The sequence below is a fragment of the Massilia antarctica genome (genome assembly GCF_015689335.1).
Lineage (GTDB): Bacteria > Pseudomonadota > Gammaproteobacteria > Burkholderiales > Burkholderiaceae_D > Telluria_A > Telluria_A antarctica.
In genome coordinates this window covers 6,527,103-6,542,395 of sequence record NZ_CP065053.1, presented here as the reverse complement: position 1 = coordinate 6,542,395, position 15,293 = coordinate 6,527,103, and the positions used below count along the sequence as shown (strand labels likewise).

Below are 15,293 nucleotides of genomic sequence, written 5' to 3'. Positions count from 1 at the left end.
CACATGAGCGATTTTATGTATCCACGACCGCAACTGGTACGTGCCGACTGGCAGTCGTTGAACGGCCAGTGGGACTTTGCGTTCGACGATGAGGCCAGGTTCAAGGTGCCGTCCGATCCGATCGCCTGGGACCGCACCATTACCGTTCCCTTTGCGCCGGAGTCGGCCGCCAGCGGCGTTGGCGACCGGGGCTTTCACCGGGCCTGCTGGTACCGGCGCGAGTTCGACGTCGCGCCGGGGGAGGGCAGCGTCATCTTGCATCTGGGAGCGGTCGACTATGCGGCGCGGGTCTGGGTCAACGGCAATCTGGTGGCCGAGCACGAAGGCGGCCACACCCCGTTTTCGGCCAACATCACCGACTCCCTCAAGGCTGAGGGAGCGCAAACCATCGTGGTGCACGCGCTCGACGATCCGCACGACCTGGCCAAGCCGCGTGGCAAGCAGGACTGGCTGGCCGAGCCCCATTCGATCTGGTATCCGCGCACCACCGGCATCTGGCAGACGGTCTGGATCGAACGCGTGGCCACCACCTACATCCAGAAGCTGCGCTGGACGCCGGTGTTCGACGTGTTCGAGATCGGCTGCGAGATTTTCGCCGCCGGCGACATCATGGAGGACTTGTTTGTCGAGGTCAAGATCTGGCATGGAGACAACCTGCTGGCCGATGACCACTACAAGCTGATGGGCCATGAAGCGAACCGCAAGATTTCCCTGTCCGACCCCGGCATCGACGACTCGCGCAACGAGCTGCTGTGGAGCCCGGAGCGCCCGACCCTGCTCTCGGCCGAACTGACTCTGCATCACCGCGGCCGCGTGCTCGATACCGTGCGTTCGTACACGGCGCTGCGCTCGGTGGCAATAACGCGTGATCGCTTCATGCTGAACGGCCGGCCCTACCCCTTGCGGCTGGTGCTCGACCAGGGCTACTGGCCGGACTCGCTGATGACGGCGCCGTCGGACGATGCGCTGCGCAAGGATGTCGAGCTGGCCAAGGCGATGGGCTTTAACGGCGTGCGCAAGCACCAGAAGATCGAAGATCCGCGCTATCTGTACTGGGCCGACAGGCTGGGCCTGCTGGTGTGGGAAGAAATGCCGTCGGCCTACCGCTTCAGTCCCAAAGCCATCACTCGCATCGTGCGCGAATGGAGCGAAGCCATCGATCGCGATTACAGCCACCCCTGCATCATCGTGTGGGTGCCGTTCAATGAATCGTGGGGCGTGCCCAACCTGACCTCGACCCAGGCCCACCGCAACGCGGTCGAAGCGCTGTACCACCTGACCAAAACGCTCGACAGCACCCGTCCGGTGATCGGCAACGATGGCTGGGAAGCCTCTGCCACGGATATTCTCGGCATCCACGACTACGACGCCGATCCGGAAAAGCTGCGTTCGCGCTACGAAACGACCGAACCACAGCGCACCCTGTTCGACCAGCGCCGCCCGGCCGGACGCATCCTGACCCTGGATGGTTTTCCGCATCGCGGCCAGCCGATCGTGCTCACCGAATTCGGCGGGATTGCCTACGATCCGGGCGCGGAAAAAGAGGGCACCTGGGGCTACTCGCGGGCCGCAACGCAAGCGGCGTATCTCGACCATTACCGGCGCCTGCTCCACGTTGCGAACACAACGCTGCTGTTCAGCGGATTTTGCTATACCCAGTTTGCCGATACGTTTCAAGAAACAAATGGTCTGCTGAACGCAGACCGCACTCCCAAGGTTGCCTTGGAAGAAATCAGCGCTGCAACGCGCAATATAACCTGAGGGGAAAACAATGAGTATCCAAAAAAACCACGTGCCCGCCGCACTCGCCGCCGATGCCAACGTCCTGCCGACCATGGTTGTCTTTTGCCACCTGCGCTGGGACTTCGTGTATCAACGCCCGCAGCAGCTGATGTCGCGCCTGGCGCAGTTCTACCGCATCGTGGTCGTGGAAGAACCCTTTTTCCATGAAGGCGAAAGCTTTCTCAAGACCTACAGTCCATGCGCCAACATTACCGTGGTGCAGCCGCACACACCGGTTCATGCGCCGGGCTTCCATGACGAGCAGATTGCCGTGCTCCAGCCATTGCTGAGCGCTTTCCTGCCGCAGGACGAAGACCCGGTGGTCTGGTTTTATACGCCGCTGGCCCTGCCGCTGTTGCAAACGGTTCATCCGAGCCTGGTGGTGTACGATTGCATGGATGAACTGTCGGCGTTCAAGAACGCACCGCCGCAGCTGCTGCAGCGCGAAAGCGCCTTGCTCAAGACGGCCGACATCGTCTTCACCGGCGGGCCGAGCCTGTACCAGGCCAAGCGCGAACGCCATGCCAACGCCCACTGTTTTTCGAGCAGTGTCGACCTCGCGCATTTTTCCAAGGCGCTCGACCGTGCGCGCGCCCATCCGTCGCAACGGGCACTGCCGCAGCCGCGCCTGGGTTTCTACGGGGTCATCGACGAGCGTTTTGATACCGACTTGCTGCGTGCCGTGGCCGAGGCCCGTCCGGAATGGCAACTGATCATGGTCGGCCCGGTAGTCAAGATCGATCCTGCCAGCCTGCCGCGCAGCCCGAACATCCACTACATGGGTCAGGCAAAGTACGAGGAATTGCCGGAGTACCTGGCCGGCTGGCAGGTCTGCCTGATGCCGTTCGCCCTGAACGAATCGACCAAGTTCATCAGCCCGACCAAGGTACTGGAGTACATGGCGGCCGAACTGCCGATCGTCAGCACCGACATCACCGACGTCAGTCAACCGTACGGGAACATCGTCAGCATCGCGCATTCGCCGGAACAGTTTATCGCGGCCTGCGAAGCAGCACTGGCAATGTCGCCGGAAGCAAAGCAAACAATGATCGATGCCATGCGTGATGTCGTGCAAGCGACGTCCTGGGACGCCACTGCCGACAGCATGCACCAGTTGATGCAGGCGCAGCAGACGGCCAACGATGCCTTGGCTCGCGAAACTGCGATCCCGGCGCATCTGCGCGGGTTGCGTCCGTCGGCGTGCGCTGCGGCGCTCAAGAAGCCGACGATGGCACTGGACGCCATCATGGCCAAGCGGGCCGAGGCCGAGGTCTTGAGCACTGCCAGCGCCAAATAGAAAGCGGACTGGGGGCGCATGGGGTCTTGCGGCCGCCGCCTCCATGGAGCCGGCGCGCCGGCCGCTTGCGCTCACCGGTGGCGTTTCCGCTTCTCTTCTCATCCGTGGCAGCGGTACCAAGACCGGCGACTGCTGCCTATTAACGCAAAGTACGTGCGCAAAGTAAGTGCGGAGGTACGTCGTGTGCCGCCCACGACTTTGCAGGTCAGCGTGAACTATTTATCAACTTCCAGATGCCGCTTGCTCGGATACCTATATGAAAAATAAAATCGCCATTGTCGGCGCCGGATTCTCGGGCGCCGTGATCGCCAACCAACTGGCCCATGCGGGCTACAGCGTCGAGGTCTTCGATACGCGTCCCCATGTTGCGGGAAACTGTCATTCCGAGCGTGATGCCGAGACCGGCGTCATGGTACATGTGTACGGGCCGCATATCTTCCATACGGATAATGAAAGAGCGTGGGAATTCGTCAACCGGTTCAGCACCTTCAAGCCCTTCGTCAACCGGGTCAAGGCGATCACCAAAGGACAGGTGTTCACGCTGCCGATCAATTTATTGACCATTAATCAGTTCTTCGGCAAGACCCTGCGGCCCGCGGAAGCGCAGGAATTCCTGGCATCGCTGGGCGACAAAAGCATCGACAATCCCGCCACCTTCGAAGAGCAGGCGCTGCGCTTCGTAGGGCGGGAGCTGTATGAAGCCTTTTTCAAGACCTATACCATCAAGCAGTGGGGACTCGACCCTGGCGAACTCCCGGCCAGCATTCTCAAGCGCCTGCCCGTGCGGTTTAATTACGACGACAATTATTTCAACCATAAGTATCAAGGCATGCCCGAGGGCGGATATACCGCACTGGTCGAGAAAATCCTGGACGTGCCCGGCATTTCCGTACATCTGAATGCGCACTTCGATCCGGCCTTGAAAGCCGATTACGCGCATGTGTTCTACAGCGGACCGATCGACGCCTGGTTCAGGCATGCCGAAGGCAGGCTGCCATACCGGACACTTGACTTCAAGATGTTCCGCGCGAAAGGCGATTACCAGGGCAACGCAGTGATCAATTACTGCGACAACGGCGAAGCGTACACCCGCATCACCGAGCACAAGCATTTCTCGCCGTGGGAACAGCATCAAGACACGGTGTGCTATGAGGAATACAGCCGGCAATGCGAGGAGAATGACATTCCCTACTATCCGATCCGCATGGCGCGCGACAAGGAACAGCTCGAGCGTTACATTACCCTGGCCAAGGACGAGACAAATGTGACCTTCGTGGGTCGGCTCGGGACCTATCGTTACCTGGACATGGACGTGACGATCCATGAAGCGTTGACCACGGCCGACACGTTCCTGGACTGCGCGAAGCTGCGCAGCGCGATGCCCGCCTTTGTCATTAATCCGCTGGGTTAGCCAATTTGCGCTTCGCGAGCCGCACTTGGCCAGCGCCCTGCGTCCTTAATCGTCCCGAAATTATGGGTGAGGTGTACTGTCGATAGTGGACATATCCGTTTCAAGCAGCCAGCGCCTCTTTCCTGAAGTGTTAGGCAAATGGCGCTGGCGACACCTCGTGTGGTGAGTTAGAAGTTCGCAGACAAGATCGCTCAATGCTCGCGAGGATCGCGTCGGCGGATTTTGTCCAGATGAATGGCTTCGGTTCGGCGTTATTGATCTTGAGATAGGCGCGGATGGCGTCTTCCAACTGGCGTGTCGAGCGATGTGTGCCGCGCCTGATCTGTCGCTCGGTCAGAGTGGGGAACCAACGTTCGACCTGATTGAGCCACGAGGCTGACGTTGGTGTGAAATGGACGTGGAAGCGCGGGCCATCTACGGCGCTGCTTGGGCAAGGGATCGTGCAGCCAGACTGGTGTATAACAATGGCGTACAGCGCTCGCCCAGGCCTGTTCAGCGTTGCATTGCCTAGTATCTGCGCAGCAAGTCGACAACCTATCCCTTTACGATAAGACACCGGCAGGGGGCGCTGATCAGAAGTCTAGACTGAGGTTTGCCGAGACATCCCCAATCCTTCAGGCAGACCTGCTACGTCTGCTCAAGCTCGGGATCGCGTCCATACCGAGGAAGACAAAAGGCTTGCCGTCGCTAGTGAGGGCAAAGCGAAGATGGACGTCGAACGTGACCGGCGCCCTGAATGCGGATGACGCGGTGGGCATTCTGGCCTGCGCTGTTTGCGCTGCCGGCAGCACACGCGTTTTTCGTGGGACATCGAGGTGCAACTTTGCCGGTCACGGCCTGTCAAAATGGTGTTGCTGTCGTGCTCGGGCGCGATGTCAACTTTATTGATTTTCGTAAAGGAATCGTGATGCCGGGGCTGGAAGCTTCAATGCTATCAATTTGGGGGCATTTTTGGGGGCATTTTTGCCGGTGCGGGCATAATTCTCGCCCGGTACCGGCGGCGCGGCGCTCAGTATGAAGGACACCCTTTCCGCCAGCATCAGGAAAAAAGCTCCCGCAAGGAGCTTTTTTTTCGTCCGCCGCTGGCGAAACGACATATTTTCCACGTTTAACCCCGCTTGCACGCCGGGTCCGTTTCATGATGTAGCCGACGTCGCTATCTCCAGTCGGATCCCTCCAATTATCAGAAACGGATTTCCACATGCAGCAATCCAGCGTCCACCAGCAGTCGATCGCACTGCGGCACATCGACATCGCTTCTCCCTGCACGGCGTCATGGGACAAGATGAAAGGCGACGATCGCGTCCGCCATTGCAAGGACTGTAACAAGAACGTGTTCAATCTCTCGGCCATGGCGCAAGCCGACGCGGCCGCGCTGCTGGCGGACAACCATGATGGCAAGCTGTGCGTGCGGTTTTATCAACGCCAGGACGGCACGGTCATGACCAGCGACTGCGGCGATAGCCCGCGCGCCGCCGTCCGCCAGGCGTGGCGCAAGCTGCCTTTCATGGCAGGTGCGGCCATGCTGGCTTTATCCGCCGCTGGCTGCGCCGTGAGCGACCCTGTGCCTGTCTCCACGGTTGATGCCCCCGCGCCGACGGTGCCTCCACCGCCGATGATGGTGATGATGGGCGCACCGCCGCCGACGATGCGGGACGTTGCCGACGACGCGAAGCCTGCCGGACAAGGTGGGCAGCAAGCAAAAGACGCCAAGCCGGTGGAATGGCTGGGTAACGCTGCGGCACCGCGGCAACCCGTCAAGCAAGCGAACAAAAGCGCCAAGCGGCGCGCACGATAAGTGGCGAGCGGAGCGGAGCGGGCCGTGGAGATGCCTGGGCGGGGCATGCCGAGATCGGAGAAATCGTCGCTGAAAAAATGCGTCAGGACCAAGTTAATGATAGTGAACCAATCAGGAATAATACATGCGTAAATTAGCAACCGTTCGCAAGGTCATCGATATTGCGCCGATTCCGGGCGCGGATGCGATCGAATGCGTCACGGTCGACGGCTGGAAGGTCGTCTCGAAGAAGGGCGAATGTCAGATTGGCGGCAACGCCCTGTATCTGGAAGTCGATTCCTGGGTGCCCGAAGCGCTCGCGCCTTTCCTGTGCAAGGACAAGCGCGAGTTCAATGGCGTCGCCGGCGCGCGGCTGCGCACCATCAAATTGCGCGGACAGATCAGCCAGGGCCTGTTGCTGCCCGCGCCAGACGGCGCCAACGATGGCGATGACCTCACCGATGCGCTGGGCATTCAAAAGTACGAGCCGCCGGTTCCCGCCGAGCTCCAGGGCATCGTGAAAGGGCCGTTTCCTTCGTTTGTACGGAAAACCAATCAGGAGCGCATCCAGAACCTCGTGGATGAGCTCGAAGAATGGGTGGGCGCCGGCCTGGAGTGGGAAGTGAGCGAAAAGCTCGACGGCTCCAGCCTGACCGCTTATCTGTTCCAAGGCGAATTTGGTGTTTGCAGCCGCAATCTGGATTTGTTGGAAACCGAGGGCAATTCCTATTGGAAGGCCGCGCGCGACCACAAGCTCGAAGCGCTGCTGCGCGCCAGCGGGCGCAATCTGGCCGTGCAAGGCGAGCTGATCGGGCCTGGCGTCCAGGGCAATCCCTACGGCGTCGGCGCGCCGCAACTGCACGTGTTCGATGTCTACGATATCGACAGCGGCCGCTACCTCAAGCCCGCTGAACGGATGGCTTTCCTCGACGGTGCCGGCATCCGGCATTGCCCCGTGCTGGACAGTCAAAACCTGGCCGGCGCGACCGTCGCATCGCTGCTGGCCAGCGCGGAAGCCAAGAGTGCGCTCAATGCAAGCACCGAGCGTGAAGGGCTGGTATTCAAGTGCCTGGGTGCGGATGTCAGTTTCAAGGCCATCAGCAACAAGTTTCTGCTGGGCGAAAAGTAGCAGCGGACTGGGCTGAAGGCGTTTCTTGGCGTTGTTATCATGATCCGGACGTTCCACCGTCGGATCAAGCAATCACTGCACAGAAAGAAATATGACCACGACACACCCCGCGAAGCTTACCAGCACGCTTGCACTGCATCGTTTCAGCATTCCCGTGCCATGCGTGTCATCGTGGGACGAGATGGCGGGCGACGCCCGCGTGCGGTATTGCGGTGATTGTAAAAAGAATGTGTTCGACCTGTCCGCCATGACCGAATCCGAAGCGGCGGCCCTTGTCGCCGGCAATCTGAAGGGCGAGCTGTGCGTCAAGTTTTACCGCCGCCGGGATGGCACGGTCATGACCAGCGATTGCGGCGCAGTCCCGGAGTCGTCCGGGCGCCCACCGGCGCGCTCGCTGCCGCGCTTGGTGGGCGCTGCAGTCCTGGCCCTCTCCGCGGCCGCTTGTAGCACCGGCGAGACGGCGCCGAAGGAAAACGTGGTTACCGTCGCGCTCGATATGGTAGCGCCCGAGATGGAACTGATGGTCGGCGCGATGATCGTGGAGGAGGTACCCAAGCCACCGACAGGGCGCAAAGCGCCGCGCACGCACGCGCCCGGTCGACAAGCGGAAGCGCCGCAAGCCGTGCCGGACGAGGTGGAACCCGCGCCGACAAGCGAGCCCTTGCCTGGCCAGAAAGTCGACAAGGATGCTCAGCCGGCCAATCGGGACCTTGGCAGCAGCGCCGATTCCGGCACCCACGCGTAAGCCAAGGCCGTCGGCAAGCTGGCCGTGCGGCGCTCCGGGCGTGGAGACAATGCTGATAATCGGAGCGGGCGCCATGCTCGCGGCCTTCCGTGTCGCATTATTCAGAACAACGGTCATGCCAGTGCTGCCGCCGATGCCGGAAATTCTTTCGACAAAATGAACCCCGTTTGCCTGGCTCGGCCGTTTCACCCTGTACGGATGTGGAGATATCCATCCCGGCCTCTGACCCATTCAACGAAACGGATGTCACCATGAAACCACCGCGCGCGCAGCACCAGCCAATCGAACTGCACCGTATCGAGATTCCCTTGCCGTGTAGCGCGTCATGGGACGCCATGACGGGCGATCATCGTGTTCGTCACTGCAAGGATTGCAACAAGAACGTCGTCAATCTCTCCGCCATGCCCGCCGCGGAAGCGGCCGCGCTCATCGCGGGCAACGTCGATGGCGATTTGTGTGTGCGGATGGACAAGCGCCAGGACGGCAGCGTTGTGTCCAGCGATGGCGGCGACAGCGTGCGCCCCGTGGCGCGCCAGCCATGGCGCAGATTGCCCGGTATTGCGGGCGCCGCGGTGCTCGCCTTGTCCGCAGCCGGCTGTTCCACGCGCGAAAGCCAGCCCGTACCGGCAGTGACTGCCGGCGCAACGGTCAACCCTGAACCGCCAATGACGGTTCTGATGGGCGCGCTGCCTCCGAGCGCTCCAGCTCCTGCCCCGGCGGTCATTGCGCCAACGGCATCGTCCCCCAAGGGCGCGCGGCAGTGTGAAAAGGATGCTCAGGTACAGCAACTGATCGGAAAGCCTCAAGCGGGACACTCGATGCCGCATGTACTCGTGGACAGTAAAGGCATCTGTACCCGTTAATCGGACCGGCGGCGCATCTCCCGCCTGGAGCGTGAGTGCTTGCTACCGCATCGCTTGCTGCTGCCGCGCGATCAGTGCGCATAGCAGATCAAACGACAGGATCGAACTCGGATGAACCTTGTGAAACACCTTGCCATCGACGTCCATGATGCTCGATGTCTCGGTCCACACATTGGTGTTGATGTTGGCGATGCGGCCGATATCGATGCTTTTCTGCCCGATCTGCAACCGATGCGCGGTCAGGGCCATCTCGAAGGTGGGGAAGTTCATATTGCGCGAAGCGACCATGCTTTTTGATTGGGCCACGCTGTCCTCAAGATAGCGGAAGGTCACCGGCTTTCCCGCCTGTAGCTGCTGGTGCAATACTTCGCCCCGGTGCGCCACCTGAAGGGCGCGCAAACGCTCGCTCAATTCGCCGAACTTGTGGATGCGGCTGCCGATAAACGTCCACGGCGCATTCGCCGCGGCGCGATAGCCGATGCCACCATAAAAGAAGGTGTACAGGTCTTCCAGATCGCGGTACAGGGTGACATGATCGCCATCCGGTCCGCTCGCGCGGATGCCATTGTCGAACAGCTGGAAAACCGGCTGTGACGCGGCCAGGCGCCAGATAAAGAACGCAATCGCCGCGCCAAGCGCCAGCGCGCCAAATCCGACTGCATACAGCAGCGATACATCGCCACCGAAGCGGAAATTCGGCCCAATCCGGGTGGTCAGCCACAGCACAAAGAGCCCGACCAGGGCGAACAGCGCCGCCATGAACCAGCCAACGAACAGGAATGAGCGGCTTTTGCCGTAGGTGGCCATCAATGGGCCCAGCTCTTGCGCACCGCTTGCCTGTTCAATGTGTGTCATCGCTCGCTTTCGTCATCGATGGTGAATAGGCCTCGCCCGAGGCCTGACGGTGCAACCTTGAAAAACAATCAGCCGATTTTAGCAAACATGTAGTGCATGTGCGCCGCTGCCATGCGATGCCCGCAACAGGAAAATGATTCGGACGTGTTTGACCCCGTGCGCACGGGAAGGCCGTTCAAGAAGTAGCCGATATGCACATGTTCAGTCGGCCCTCCTGATTTATCGAATAGAAATGGACTTCATCATGAAACAAACCCGCGCGCACGACCAGCCGATTACCCTGCAGCGTATCGAGATCGCATCGCCCTGCACGGCGTCATGGGACAAGATGAAGGGCGATGATCGTGTACGTCACTGCAACGACTGCAACAAGAGCGTATTCAACCTGTCCGCCATGCCCGCCACGCAAGCGGCTGCGCTGATGGCGGAAAACAGTAGGGGTGAGCTGTGCGTGCGCTTTTACAGGCGCCCGGATGGGACCGTGATGAGCGGCGATTGCGGCGATTGCGGCGACAGCCCGCGCGCCGCGGTGCGCCAGGCGTGGCGCAAACTGCCAGGCATTGCCGGCGCGGCGCTGCTCGCGTTGTCCGCTATCGGCTGTACCGGTGGCGATGAGCAGCGCGTTTCAATCGATAGCACCGACGCGGCGGTCAAGCCTCCAGCTCCTGGCATGTTTGTCATGGGCGAGATGCCGCCCCCCGCCCATCCGGAATTGGATCCGTCACCGGCATCCTCTGGCCCTGCGGTGGAGTAAAGCGAACATGCGCTGGAACGGGCCTGCATCCGGCGCGGCTTGTGCCTGGCTGACTTGTTCTTGTTGTGTCATTGTTCGCTCTCGTGCTGCATAGTGAAGATGCGCACCTTGATTGTACAAATCGGGAGATTGATCGGCCGGTCGTTTCCGCCGCTCTATTGCAATTACCCTTTCGCGTCCCATCTATTGCCGATGCCGCGCAGCGGTGACAACGAAAGGCACACATGAAATCAGAACAAGCAATCCTGGCCGGCGGATGTTTTTGGGGCATGCAAGACTTGATTCGTAAAATGCCCGGCGTCACGTCCACCCGCGTCGGTTACTCGGGCGGCGACGTGCCCAACGCCACCTACCGCAACCACGGCACGCACGCGGAAGCCATCGACATCGTGTTCGATCCTGACGTGCTCAGTTACCGCCAATTGCTGGAATTTTTTTTCCAGATCCATGATCCCTCCACCGTCAACCGCCAAGGCAACGATACCGGCATGAGTTACCGCTCGGCCATTTTCTACACCAACAACGCGCAGAAGGCGAGCGCGCTCGACACCATCGCCGACGTCGACGCCTCCGGCATGTGGCCCGGAAAAGTCGTCACCGAGCTGGCGCCGGCAGGGCCGTTCTGGGAAGCCGAACCGGAGCACCAGGACTATCTGGTGCGCAATCCGTCCGGCTACACCTGCCACTTCATCCGCAAGGACTGGCGCCTGCCGCGGCGCGATCAGAGCGTGGCCTGAGCCCGCGTAACGTCCGGCGCATGACATCGGGCGCGCTGCCCGCACCAACGGACCCGCAGCGCTGCCGCTGCGCCAGCCCTTACTCCGGCGCGACGGTTTTTTTCTGACGCCGCAGCACGCGCCGCAGCACCAGAGTGCTTGCAGCGGCGATCAGCAATAGCGGCCACAGCCCGGCCAAGGCCAGGAAGAATGCCTGCGCACCTTCCCAGCCGCCGCGCAACTGCTCGCGCAGCTGGCTGGCGAAGCCGGGACGGAACTGGCGCGACACGCTGTTTAGATCGATCCGCTCGCTTTGCAGCACGCGTGATGGCTGGATCAGGGTCAGGTCAATGGTGCTGAACGCCACCTGGTCCTCGAATTCCTTCTTCGCGAGAATGGCGGCATCGCGCGCGCCCTTGACATCGTTGCGCATGGCAATCGCGTCCGTTTTTTGCACCAGCTTGCCGCCATCCCGGACGGCGTCGCCCAGCTCGTTTTGCGTTTCCTGCTCGCGCATGGCTTGCAACTGCTGGCGCAGCAGGTCGAATTGCGCGTCGTGGGCCGCGTAGGTGCGCTCGTCCAAAAACACCACATGAGCGGCAATCGCGCGCAGGAACTCCTGCGTCTTGGAACTTGGCACGCGCACGATCAGATGCCCCTGCACGGTATATTCGTTCAGCTCGATCAACTTGCCCTCGCCGGCCGGATGGCGCTGGGTATTCACGCTTTCGGTACGGATATCGTTCTTGACGACGAAACCGCCATGGCCGGCAACGGTGTCTTCAATGCCGAGCGCGGCCACATACACGTCCTTGACCCGAAAGTGCGCGCTCGCGGAGCGGATGAACTTGCGCTCGCCATCGGTGTTGGCGCCCATGCCTGCGCCTCCAGCCATCTGCTGGGCGGCGCTTGCCGTGGTGAGTGCCTTGCCCTGGAGGACAGGGCTTGGCTTGCTCGCCGCGCGTCGACTCTCCGTTGGCGGCGGTGGTGGCGGTGGTGCCGGCGCGGCGGGCGCCGCGGACTCAGCCGCAGCCGGCGCCGCGGCTGTATCGGCCGCCATCATGGCGGCAGGGCTTCCCTGCGGTGCCACCATCGCTTCTTTTTTTGAACATGCCGCCATCAAGGCGAGCAGGGTGATGCAGCCGGCGGCGCGCGTCACAGGTTTCAGGTCCATCATGGCAATCCTTGCGTTTGTCGATCGAAGAAGGCAGCGGTCCGGCGAATTGGAGGCTGCGGCAAGAGGGACAAATAGCTTGCCCTCGTTCTTTAAACGGAGCGATGAGGAAAACGGGGTTAGACCTGCGTCAACAAGGCAGGCAGTGAAGGGCGGGGGCTGGCGGCACGGGCGCATGGTCACATGCCGCCAGCGAATCGCGCGATTTACGCCACCGTACGCGCGCCAGGCAGTTTTCGCAGGGCGAGCTGTTGCAGCGGCTTGTCGTGCTGGTCGCAGCGCGCGCGCAGGACGGCCAGCTCGACGATTTCCGGCTGGGCGGAAGGCGAGTTGAGCAGATTTTTGTACCAGAAAGCGTCCAGCGAGCCGGCGCTGTGCGCGCGCATCCGCTCATCGATTTCCATCTGCAGGCTGGTCAGGCACTCGTACGGATCGACGGCCACGCCGAAATGCCGCTTCATCATACTGCGCACCTGGACGGTTGACGGGCTGACGACTTTTTTGTCGAACACATAGGAACCGATCACGAGCGCGGCCAGCAGAAACATCGCCAGCCCCGAGAACATCTTGACGCCGCTGTGGTCGGCCTGAAAGCTCATCAGGAAGGACACGAACACCAGCGGGAGCCAGACGCGCATGTAGCCGCACAGTACCGAGCGGCCATTCATGCCGTTGAGTTCGAACGAAGCGCCAGTCTTGCCGTCGACATAATGGCTGCTCATCGGGAACAGAGGCAGATACCACAAGTGTCCAAAGACGGTTTTCACCGACGTGTCACCGACCTTGTACACTGCGCCATACGTACGCTTACCCCATACAATCAACATGCTCTCTCCAATCATTAAGTCGCCTGCGGTACGGGCGGACAAGAAGTATGGCTTGTCTTTGCGTATTATTCAATGAGCAATGATCGATGTGATTGAGCAATGTGCCTCTAAGCATTTTTTTAGGCAGAAATACAACATTATCGTGGGGAATACGCGACAGACGCGTGGATTGCAAGATATCAATATTGATCGCATGGCAGATGAAGGACGAATGGAGAAAACACGATGACCCGCGCAACGCACCGCTTGAACCGGCGCCAACGGAAGAAAAAGCATGTCGGCGAGTTTCAGGAGTTCAGCTTCGCCGTCAACGCCCGTTATCGCGGCGCGCCGGCCCGGCCCGCGCTGTATGCAATGCTGGACGAGTTCATCGACGTTGCGATCGAGGGGCAAGGCCTTGTGTTCGGCGGCGGCGGCACTGAGGCGTTTCACGGCGTTGTCTCCTCGGGCGTGAGGTTCGCTCCCTTAGGCGAGTGTCACCGTGCGTCGGTCGGCGCCTGGCTGGAGAATCAAGCTTTGCTTGAGGACGTCGTGGTCGGGCCGCTGATCGATGCCTGGACCGGATCCGACTGATCCATATTCACTGTTGGCATTCATATCATGCGCGGTGGTATCCTTTTACGTGCGTTGGCGTTTCAACGACCATTCACAAGGAGACCAATGGGCTTGTCCGGAAATCGGCCGCAAGGGCTTGCAAATTCGTCTTGCGACGCGGTGTTGGACCACTGCGGCCTGCGCAGGATCGCCCGGGCGGCGCTGTTCGCATCGGCACTCCTCGCCGTACAGGCCCTGGCAGCAGAACCGGCGCGCCCCTTCGATGCGGCCGAGGACTGCAGCGAATTTTCCCAGGCCGGCATACGCGACTGCATGGCCAAAAAGGCCGCGGACAGCGCAGCGACGCTGAAAAAAGCCGAGGCCAAGGCGTCCGGTGCGATTTCCAGATGGGACGAAAACGCCAAGTATGTCAAGGTGGCGAGGGCCAGGCTGCGGGAATCGAACGCGGCCTTCGCGAGCTACCGCCGGGCGCAGTGCGCCTTGGCCGATGCGCTCATTGGCGGCGGCATCGGCAATTCGCACGAGATCCGCCGGCTTGCTTGTGTGACCGACCTGAATGCGCGGCGCGCGATGGAACTGGAACGCGATACGGGCACATTGCCGCGCAGATAGCTCCTGTGCCGGCCACGCTTCAGCCGCGCCGCCCGGCTTTCTCCGTCGCCCGGCTTGCGCCGTCGCCGGCTGGCCCGCCACCTCCGGCATCGACAATCACATCGATCCAATCCCACGTTGTTGCGGCAGATCGGTCCGCGCATGAGCATGCCCTGCGGCACACCACGGCGGTGCTGTCCGGGCGCAGGCGGCTTGCTGATGCCGGCCAAACGATCCGCATGCGTTGTCCCGTACGCTCAAACCAGGTCCAGGTGACGCCGCCGCGCGTTCCTGCCTCCACTTTGAACGAGTACGAGGAGAACGAAATGGCACTGCAAGCAATGTGGGTACCTGGCTACGTCGCCCAGGTCGAAATTCCCGGCAACACGCGTTTACGTCTGGTCAACGGCATTCCCTGGACCGACGTCACCGGCCTGCGCGTCGGCTATGGCGCCATCTTCCGGGGCATCGGGGGACAGGGCAACTGGTTTCACTTCGCCATTCCCTCGCCTGTGATCACCGACGGCAAACGGGTGCGCCTCGAACGTGTTTTCGTGCTCTACAACGCCGACGCTGGCGCACGCGTGGAATCGGCGCATATCTGGGATGGCCCGAACAACGTGCGGCGCTATGACGGCCTGTCCAACACCGGCGCCCACGGCAGCGGCATCGACGCCAAGAACAGCTGGGCCGGTGGCGGCGGCGAAGTATTCTGGGGCATCGGCGTTTCCATCTTTGTGCGCTTCACTAATGACGCCAACATCCACTTCACCACTGCCGGCGGCGACTTCACCTCCTGACCCGTCCCGACCAGGTC

Annotated in this window: 16 protein-coding genes and 1 pseudogene; 12 read left to right on the top strand and 5 right to left on the bottom strand. The window is 61.3% G+C overall.

Features of this window, described 5'->3' with window-relative positions:
- The first annotated feature begins 3 nt into the window (after window positions 1-3).
- The 3 genes from IV454_RS28735 to glf all read left to right on the top strand — a co-directional run bounded on the left by IV454_RS28735 (window position 4) and on the right by glf (window position 4,490).
- Window positions 4-1,761 carry a glycoside hydrolase family 2 protein gene (locus IV454_RS28735; RefSeq protein WP_206088952.1) on the top strand — a complete coding sequence of 586 codons (1,758 nt, stop codon included), beginning with the start codon at window positions 4-6 and terminating at the stop codon, window positions 1,759-1,761.
- A 10-nt stretch (window positions 1,762-1,771) separates the two neighbouring features.
- On the top strand, window positions 1,772-3,079 hold the full coding sequence (locus IV454_RS28730; RefSeq protein ID WP_229521904.1) for a glycosyltransferase: 1,308 nt from the start codon (window positions 1,772-1,774) through the stop codon (window positions 3,077-3,079).
- 256 nt (window positions 3,080-3,335) lie between these two features.
- A complete protein-coding gene (glf, locus tag IV454_RS28725) occupies window positions 3,336-4,490 on the top strand; it encodes a UDP-galactopyranose mutase (RefSeq protein ID WP_206088950.1) in 1,155 nt (384 codons plus the stop codon).
- A 130-nt stretch (window positions 4,491-4,620) separates the two neighbouring features.
- Here glf and IV454_RS33160 read toward each other — a convergent pair.
- Together IV454_RS33160 and IV454_RS28720 are read right to left on the bottom strand one after the other, a co-directional pair.
- Window positions 4,621-4,899, bottom strand: a pseudogene (locus IV454_RS33160) (IS630 family transposase); the annotation flags it as partial.
- 472 nt (window positions 4,900-5,371) lie between these two features.
- Window positions 5,372-5,596 (bottom strand): hypothetical protein, encoded by a 225-nt coding sequence (locus tag IV454_RS28720; RefSeq protein ID WP_206088942.1) that lies wholly within the window; start codon window positions 5,594-5,596, stop codon window positions 5,372-5,374.
- 95 nt (window positions 5,597-5,691) lie between these two features.
- On the opposite strand from IV454_RS28720, the gene IV454_RS28715 reads away from it, so the two are divergent.
- The 4 genes from IV454_RS28715 (at window position 5,692) to IV454_RS28700 (ending at window position 9,004) form a co-directional block, all read left to right on the top strand.
- On the top strand, window positions 5,692-6,288 hold the full coding sequence (locus IV454_RS28715) for a hypothetical protein (RefSeq protein WP_206088940.1): 597 nt from the start codon (window positions 5,692-5,694) through the stop codon (window positions 6,286-6,288).
- A 124-nt stretch (window positions 6,289-6,412) separates the two neighbouring features.
- Complete coding sequence (locus IV454_RS28710) at window positions 6,413-7,396, top strand: RNA ligase (ATP) (protein WP_206088938.1); 984 nt, start codon at window positions 6,413-6,415, stop codon at window positions 7,394-7,396.
- Window positions 7,397-7,487: 91 nt separating this feature from the next.
- Window positions 7,488-8,141 carry a hypothetical protein gene (locus tag IV454_RS28705; protein WP_206088933.1) on the top strand — a complete coding sequence of 218 codons (654 nt, stop codon included), beginning with the start codon at window positions 7,488-7,490 and terminating at the stop codon, window positions 8,139-8,141.
- 251 nt (window positions 8,142-8,392) lie between these two features.
- Window positions 8,393-9,004: a hypothetical protein gene (locus IV454_RS28700; RefSeq protein ID WP_206088932.1), complete on the top strand. Its 612-nt coding sequence runs from the start codon at window positions 8,393-8,395 to the stop codon at window positions 9,002-9,004.
- A gap of 42 nt (window positions 9,005-9,046) precedes the next feature.
- Here the strand turns inward: IV454_RS28700 and IV454_RS28695 are convergent, their stop codons facing one another.
- Window positions 9,047-9,763: a hypothetical protein gene (locus IV454_RS28695; protein WP_206088931.1), complete on the bottom strand. Its 717-nt coding sequence runs from the start codon at window positions 9,761-9,763 to the stop codon at window positions 9,047-9,049.
- Window positions 9,764-10,103: 340 nt separating this feature from the next.
- Here IV454_RS28695 and IV454_RS28690 point away from each other — a divergent pair, with 340 nt between their 5' ends.
- Together IV454_RS28690 and msrA are read left to right on the top strand one after the other, a co-directional pair.
- Window positions 10,104-10,613, top strand: coding sequence for a hypothetical protein (locus tag IV454_RS28690; RefSeq protein WP_206088930.1), 510 nt, complete (start codon window positions 10,104-10,106; stop codon window positions 10,611-10,613).
- Between the two features lie 224 nt (window positions 10,614-10,837).
- Entirely contained in the window at window positions 10,838-11,350 is a 513-nt protein-coding gene (gene msrA / locus IV454_RS28685) for a peptide-methionine (S)-S-oxide reductase MsrA (protein WP_206088929.1), read from the top strand.
- A 79-nt stretch (window positions 11,351-11,429) separates the two neighbouring features.
- On the opposite strand, the gene IV454_RS28680 is transcribed toward msrA, so the two are convergent.
- Window positions 11,430-12,686, bottom strand: coding sequence for a DUF4349 domain-containing protein (locus tag IV454_RS28680; RefSeq protein ID WP_206088928.1), 1,257 nt, complete (start codon window positions 12,684-12,686; stop codon window positions 11,430-11,432).
- Window positions 12,687-12,709: 23 nt separating this feature from the next.
- The gene (locus IV454_RS28675) at window positions 12,710-13,330 is read right to left on the bottom strand and encodes a hypothetical protein (protein ID WP_206088927.1); all 621 of its coding nucleotides are present in this window, start codon (window positions 13,328-13,330) and stop codon (window positions 12,710-12,712) included.
- A gap of 225 nt (window positions 13,331-13,555) precedes the next feature.
- On the opposite strand from IV454_RS28675, the gene IV454_RS28670 reads away from it, so the two are divergent.
- The 3 genes from IV454_RS28670 (at window position 13,556) to IV454_RS28660 (ending at window position 15,276) form a co-directional block, all read left to right on the top strand.
- Window positions 13,556-13,903, top strand: coding sequence for a 50S ribosome-binding protein YggL (locus IV454_RS28670; RefSeq protein WP_206088926.1), 348 nt, complete (start codon window positions 13,556-13,558; stop codon window positions 13,901-13,903).
- An 87-nt stretch (window positions 13,904-13,990) separates the two neighbouring features.
- On the top strand, window positions 13,991-14,497 hold the full coding sequence (locus tag IV454_RS28665) for a lysozyme inhibitor LprI family protein (protein ID WP_206088925.1): 507 nt from the start codon (window positions 13,991-13,993) through the stop codon (window positions 14,495-14,497).
- A 305-nt stretch (window positions 14,498-14,802) separates the two neighbouring features.
- Window positions 14,803-15,276, top strand: coding sequence for a DUF6623 family protein (locus tag IV454_RS28660; protein ID WP_146046531.1), 474 nt, complete (start codon window positions 14,803-14,805; stop codon window positions 15,274-15,276).
- Window positions 15,277-15,293: the final 17 nt, after the last annotated feature.

Bases quoted from the DNA above. Each gene is read 5' to 3' on its own strand.
- IV454_RS28735 (WP_206088952.1), top strand. From the start codon at position 4: ATGAGCGATTTTATGTATCCACGACCGCAACTGGTACGTGCCGACTGG.
- IV454_RS28730 (WP_229521904.1), top strand. From the start codon at position 1,772: ATGAGTATCCAAAAAAACCACGTGCCCGCCGCACTCGCCGCCGATGCC.
- glf (WP_206088950.1), top strand. From the start codon at position 3,336: ATGAAAAATAAAATCGCCATTGTCGGCGCCGGATTCTCGGGCGCCGTG.
- IV454_RS28715 (WP_206088940.1), top strand. From the start codon at position 5,692: ATGCAGCAATCCAGCGTCCACCAGCAGTCGATCGCACTGCGGCACATC.
- IV454_RS28710 (WP_206088938.1), top strand. From the start codon at position 6,413: ATGCGTAAATTAGCAACCGTTCGCAAGGTCATCGATATTGCGCCGATT.
- IV454_RS28705 (WP_206088933.1), top strand. From the start codon at position 7,488: ATGACCACGACACACCCCGCGAAGCTTACCAGCACGCTTGCACTGCAT.
- IV454_RS28700 (WP_206088932.1), top strand. From the start codon at position 8,393: ATGAAACCACCGCGCGCGCAGCACCAGCCAATCGAACTGCACCGTATC.
- IV454_RS28695 (WP_206088931.1), bottom strand. From the start codon at position 9,763: ATGGCGGCGCTGTTCGCCCTGGTCGGGCTCTTTGTGCTGTGGCTGACC.
- IV454_RS28690 (WP_206088930.1), top strand. From the start codon at position 10,104: ATGAAACAAACCCGCGCGCACGACCAGCCGATTACCCTGCAGCGTATC.
- msrA (WP_206088929.1), top strand. From the start codon at position 10,838: ATGAAATCAGAACAAGCAATCCTGGCCGGCGGATGTTTTTGGGGCATG.
- IV454_RS28675 (WP_206088927.1), bottom strand. From the start codon at position 13,330: ATGTTGATTGTATGGGGTAAGCGTACGTATGGCGCAGTGTACAAGGTC.
- IV454_RS28670 (WP_206088926.1), top strand. From the start codon at position 13,556: ATGACCCGCGCAACGCACCGCTTGAACCGGCGCCAACGGAAGAAAAAG.
- IV454_RS28665 (WP_206088925.1), top strand. From the start codon at position 13,991: ATGGGCTTGTCCGGAAATCGGCCGCAAGGGCTTGCAAATTCGTCTTGC.
- IV454_RS28660 (WP_146046531.1), top strand. From the start codon at position 14,803: ATGGCACTGCAAGCAATGTGGGTACCTGGCTACGTCGCCCAGGTCGAA.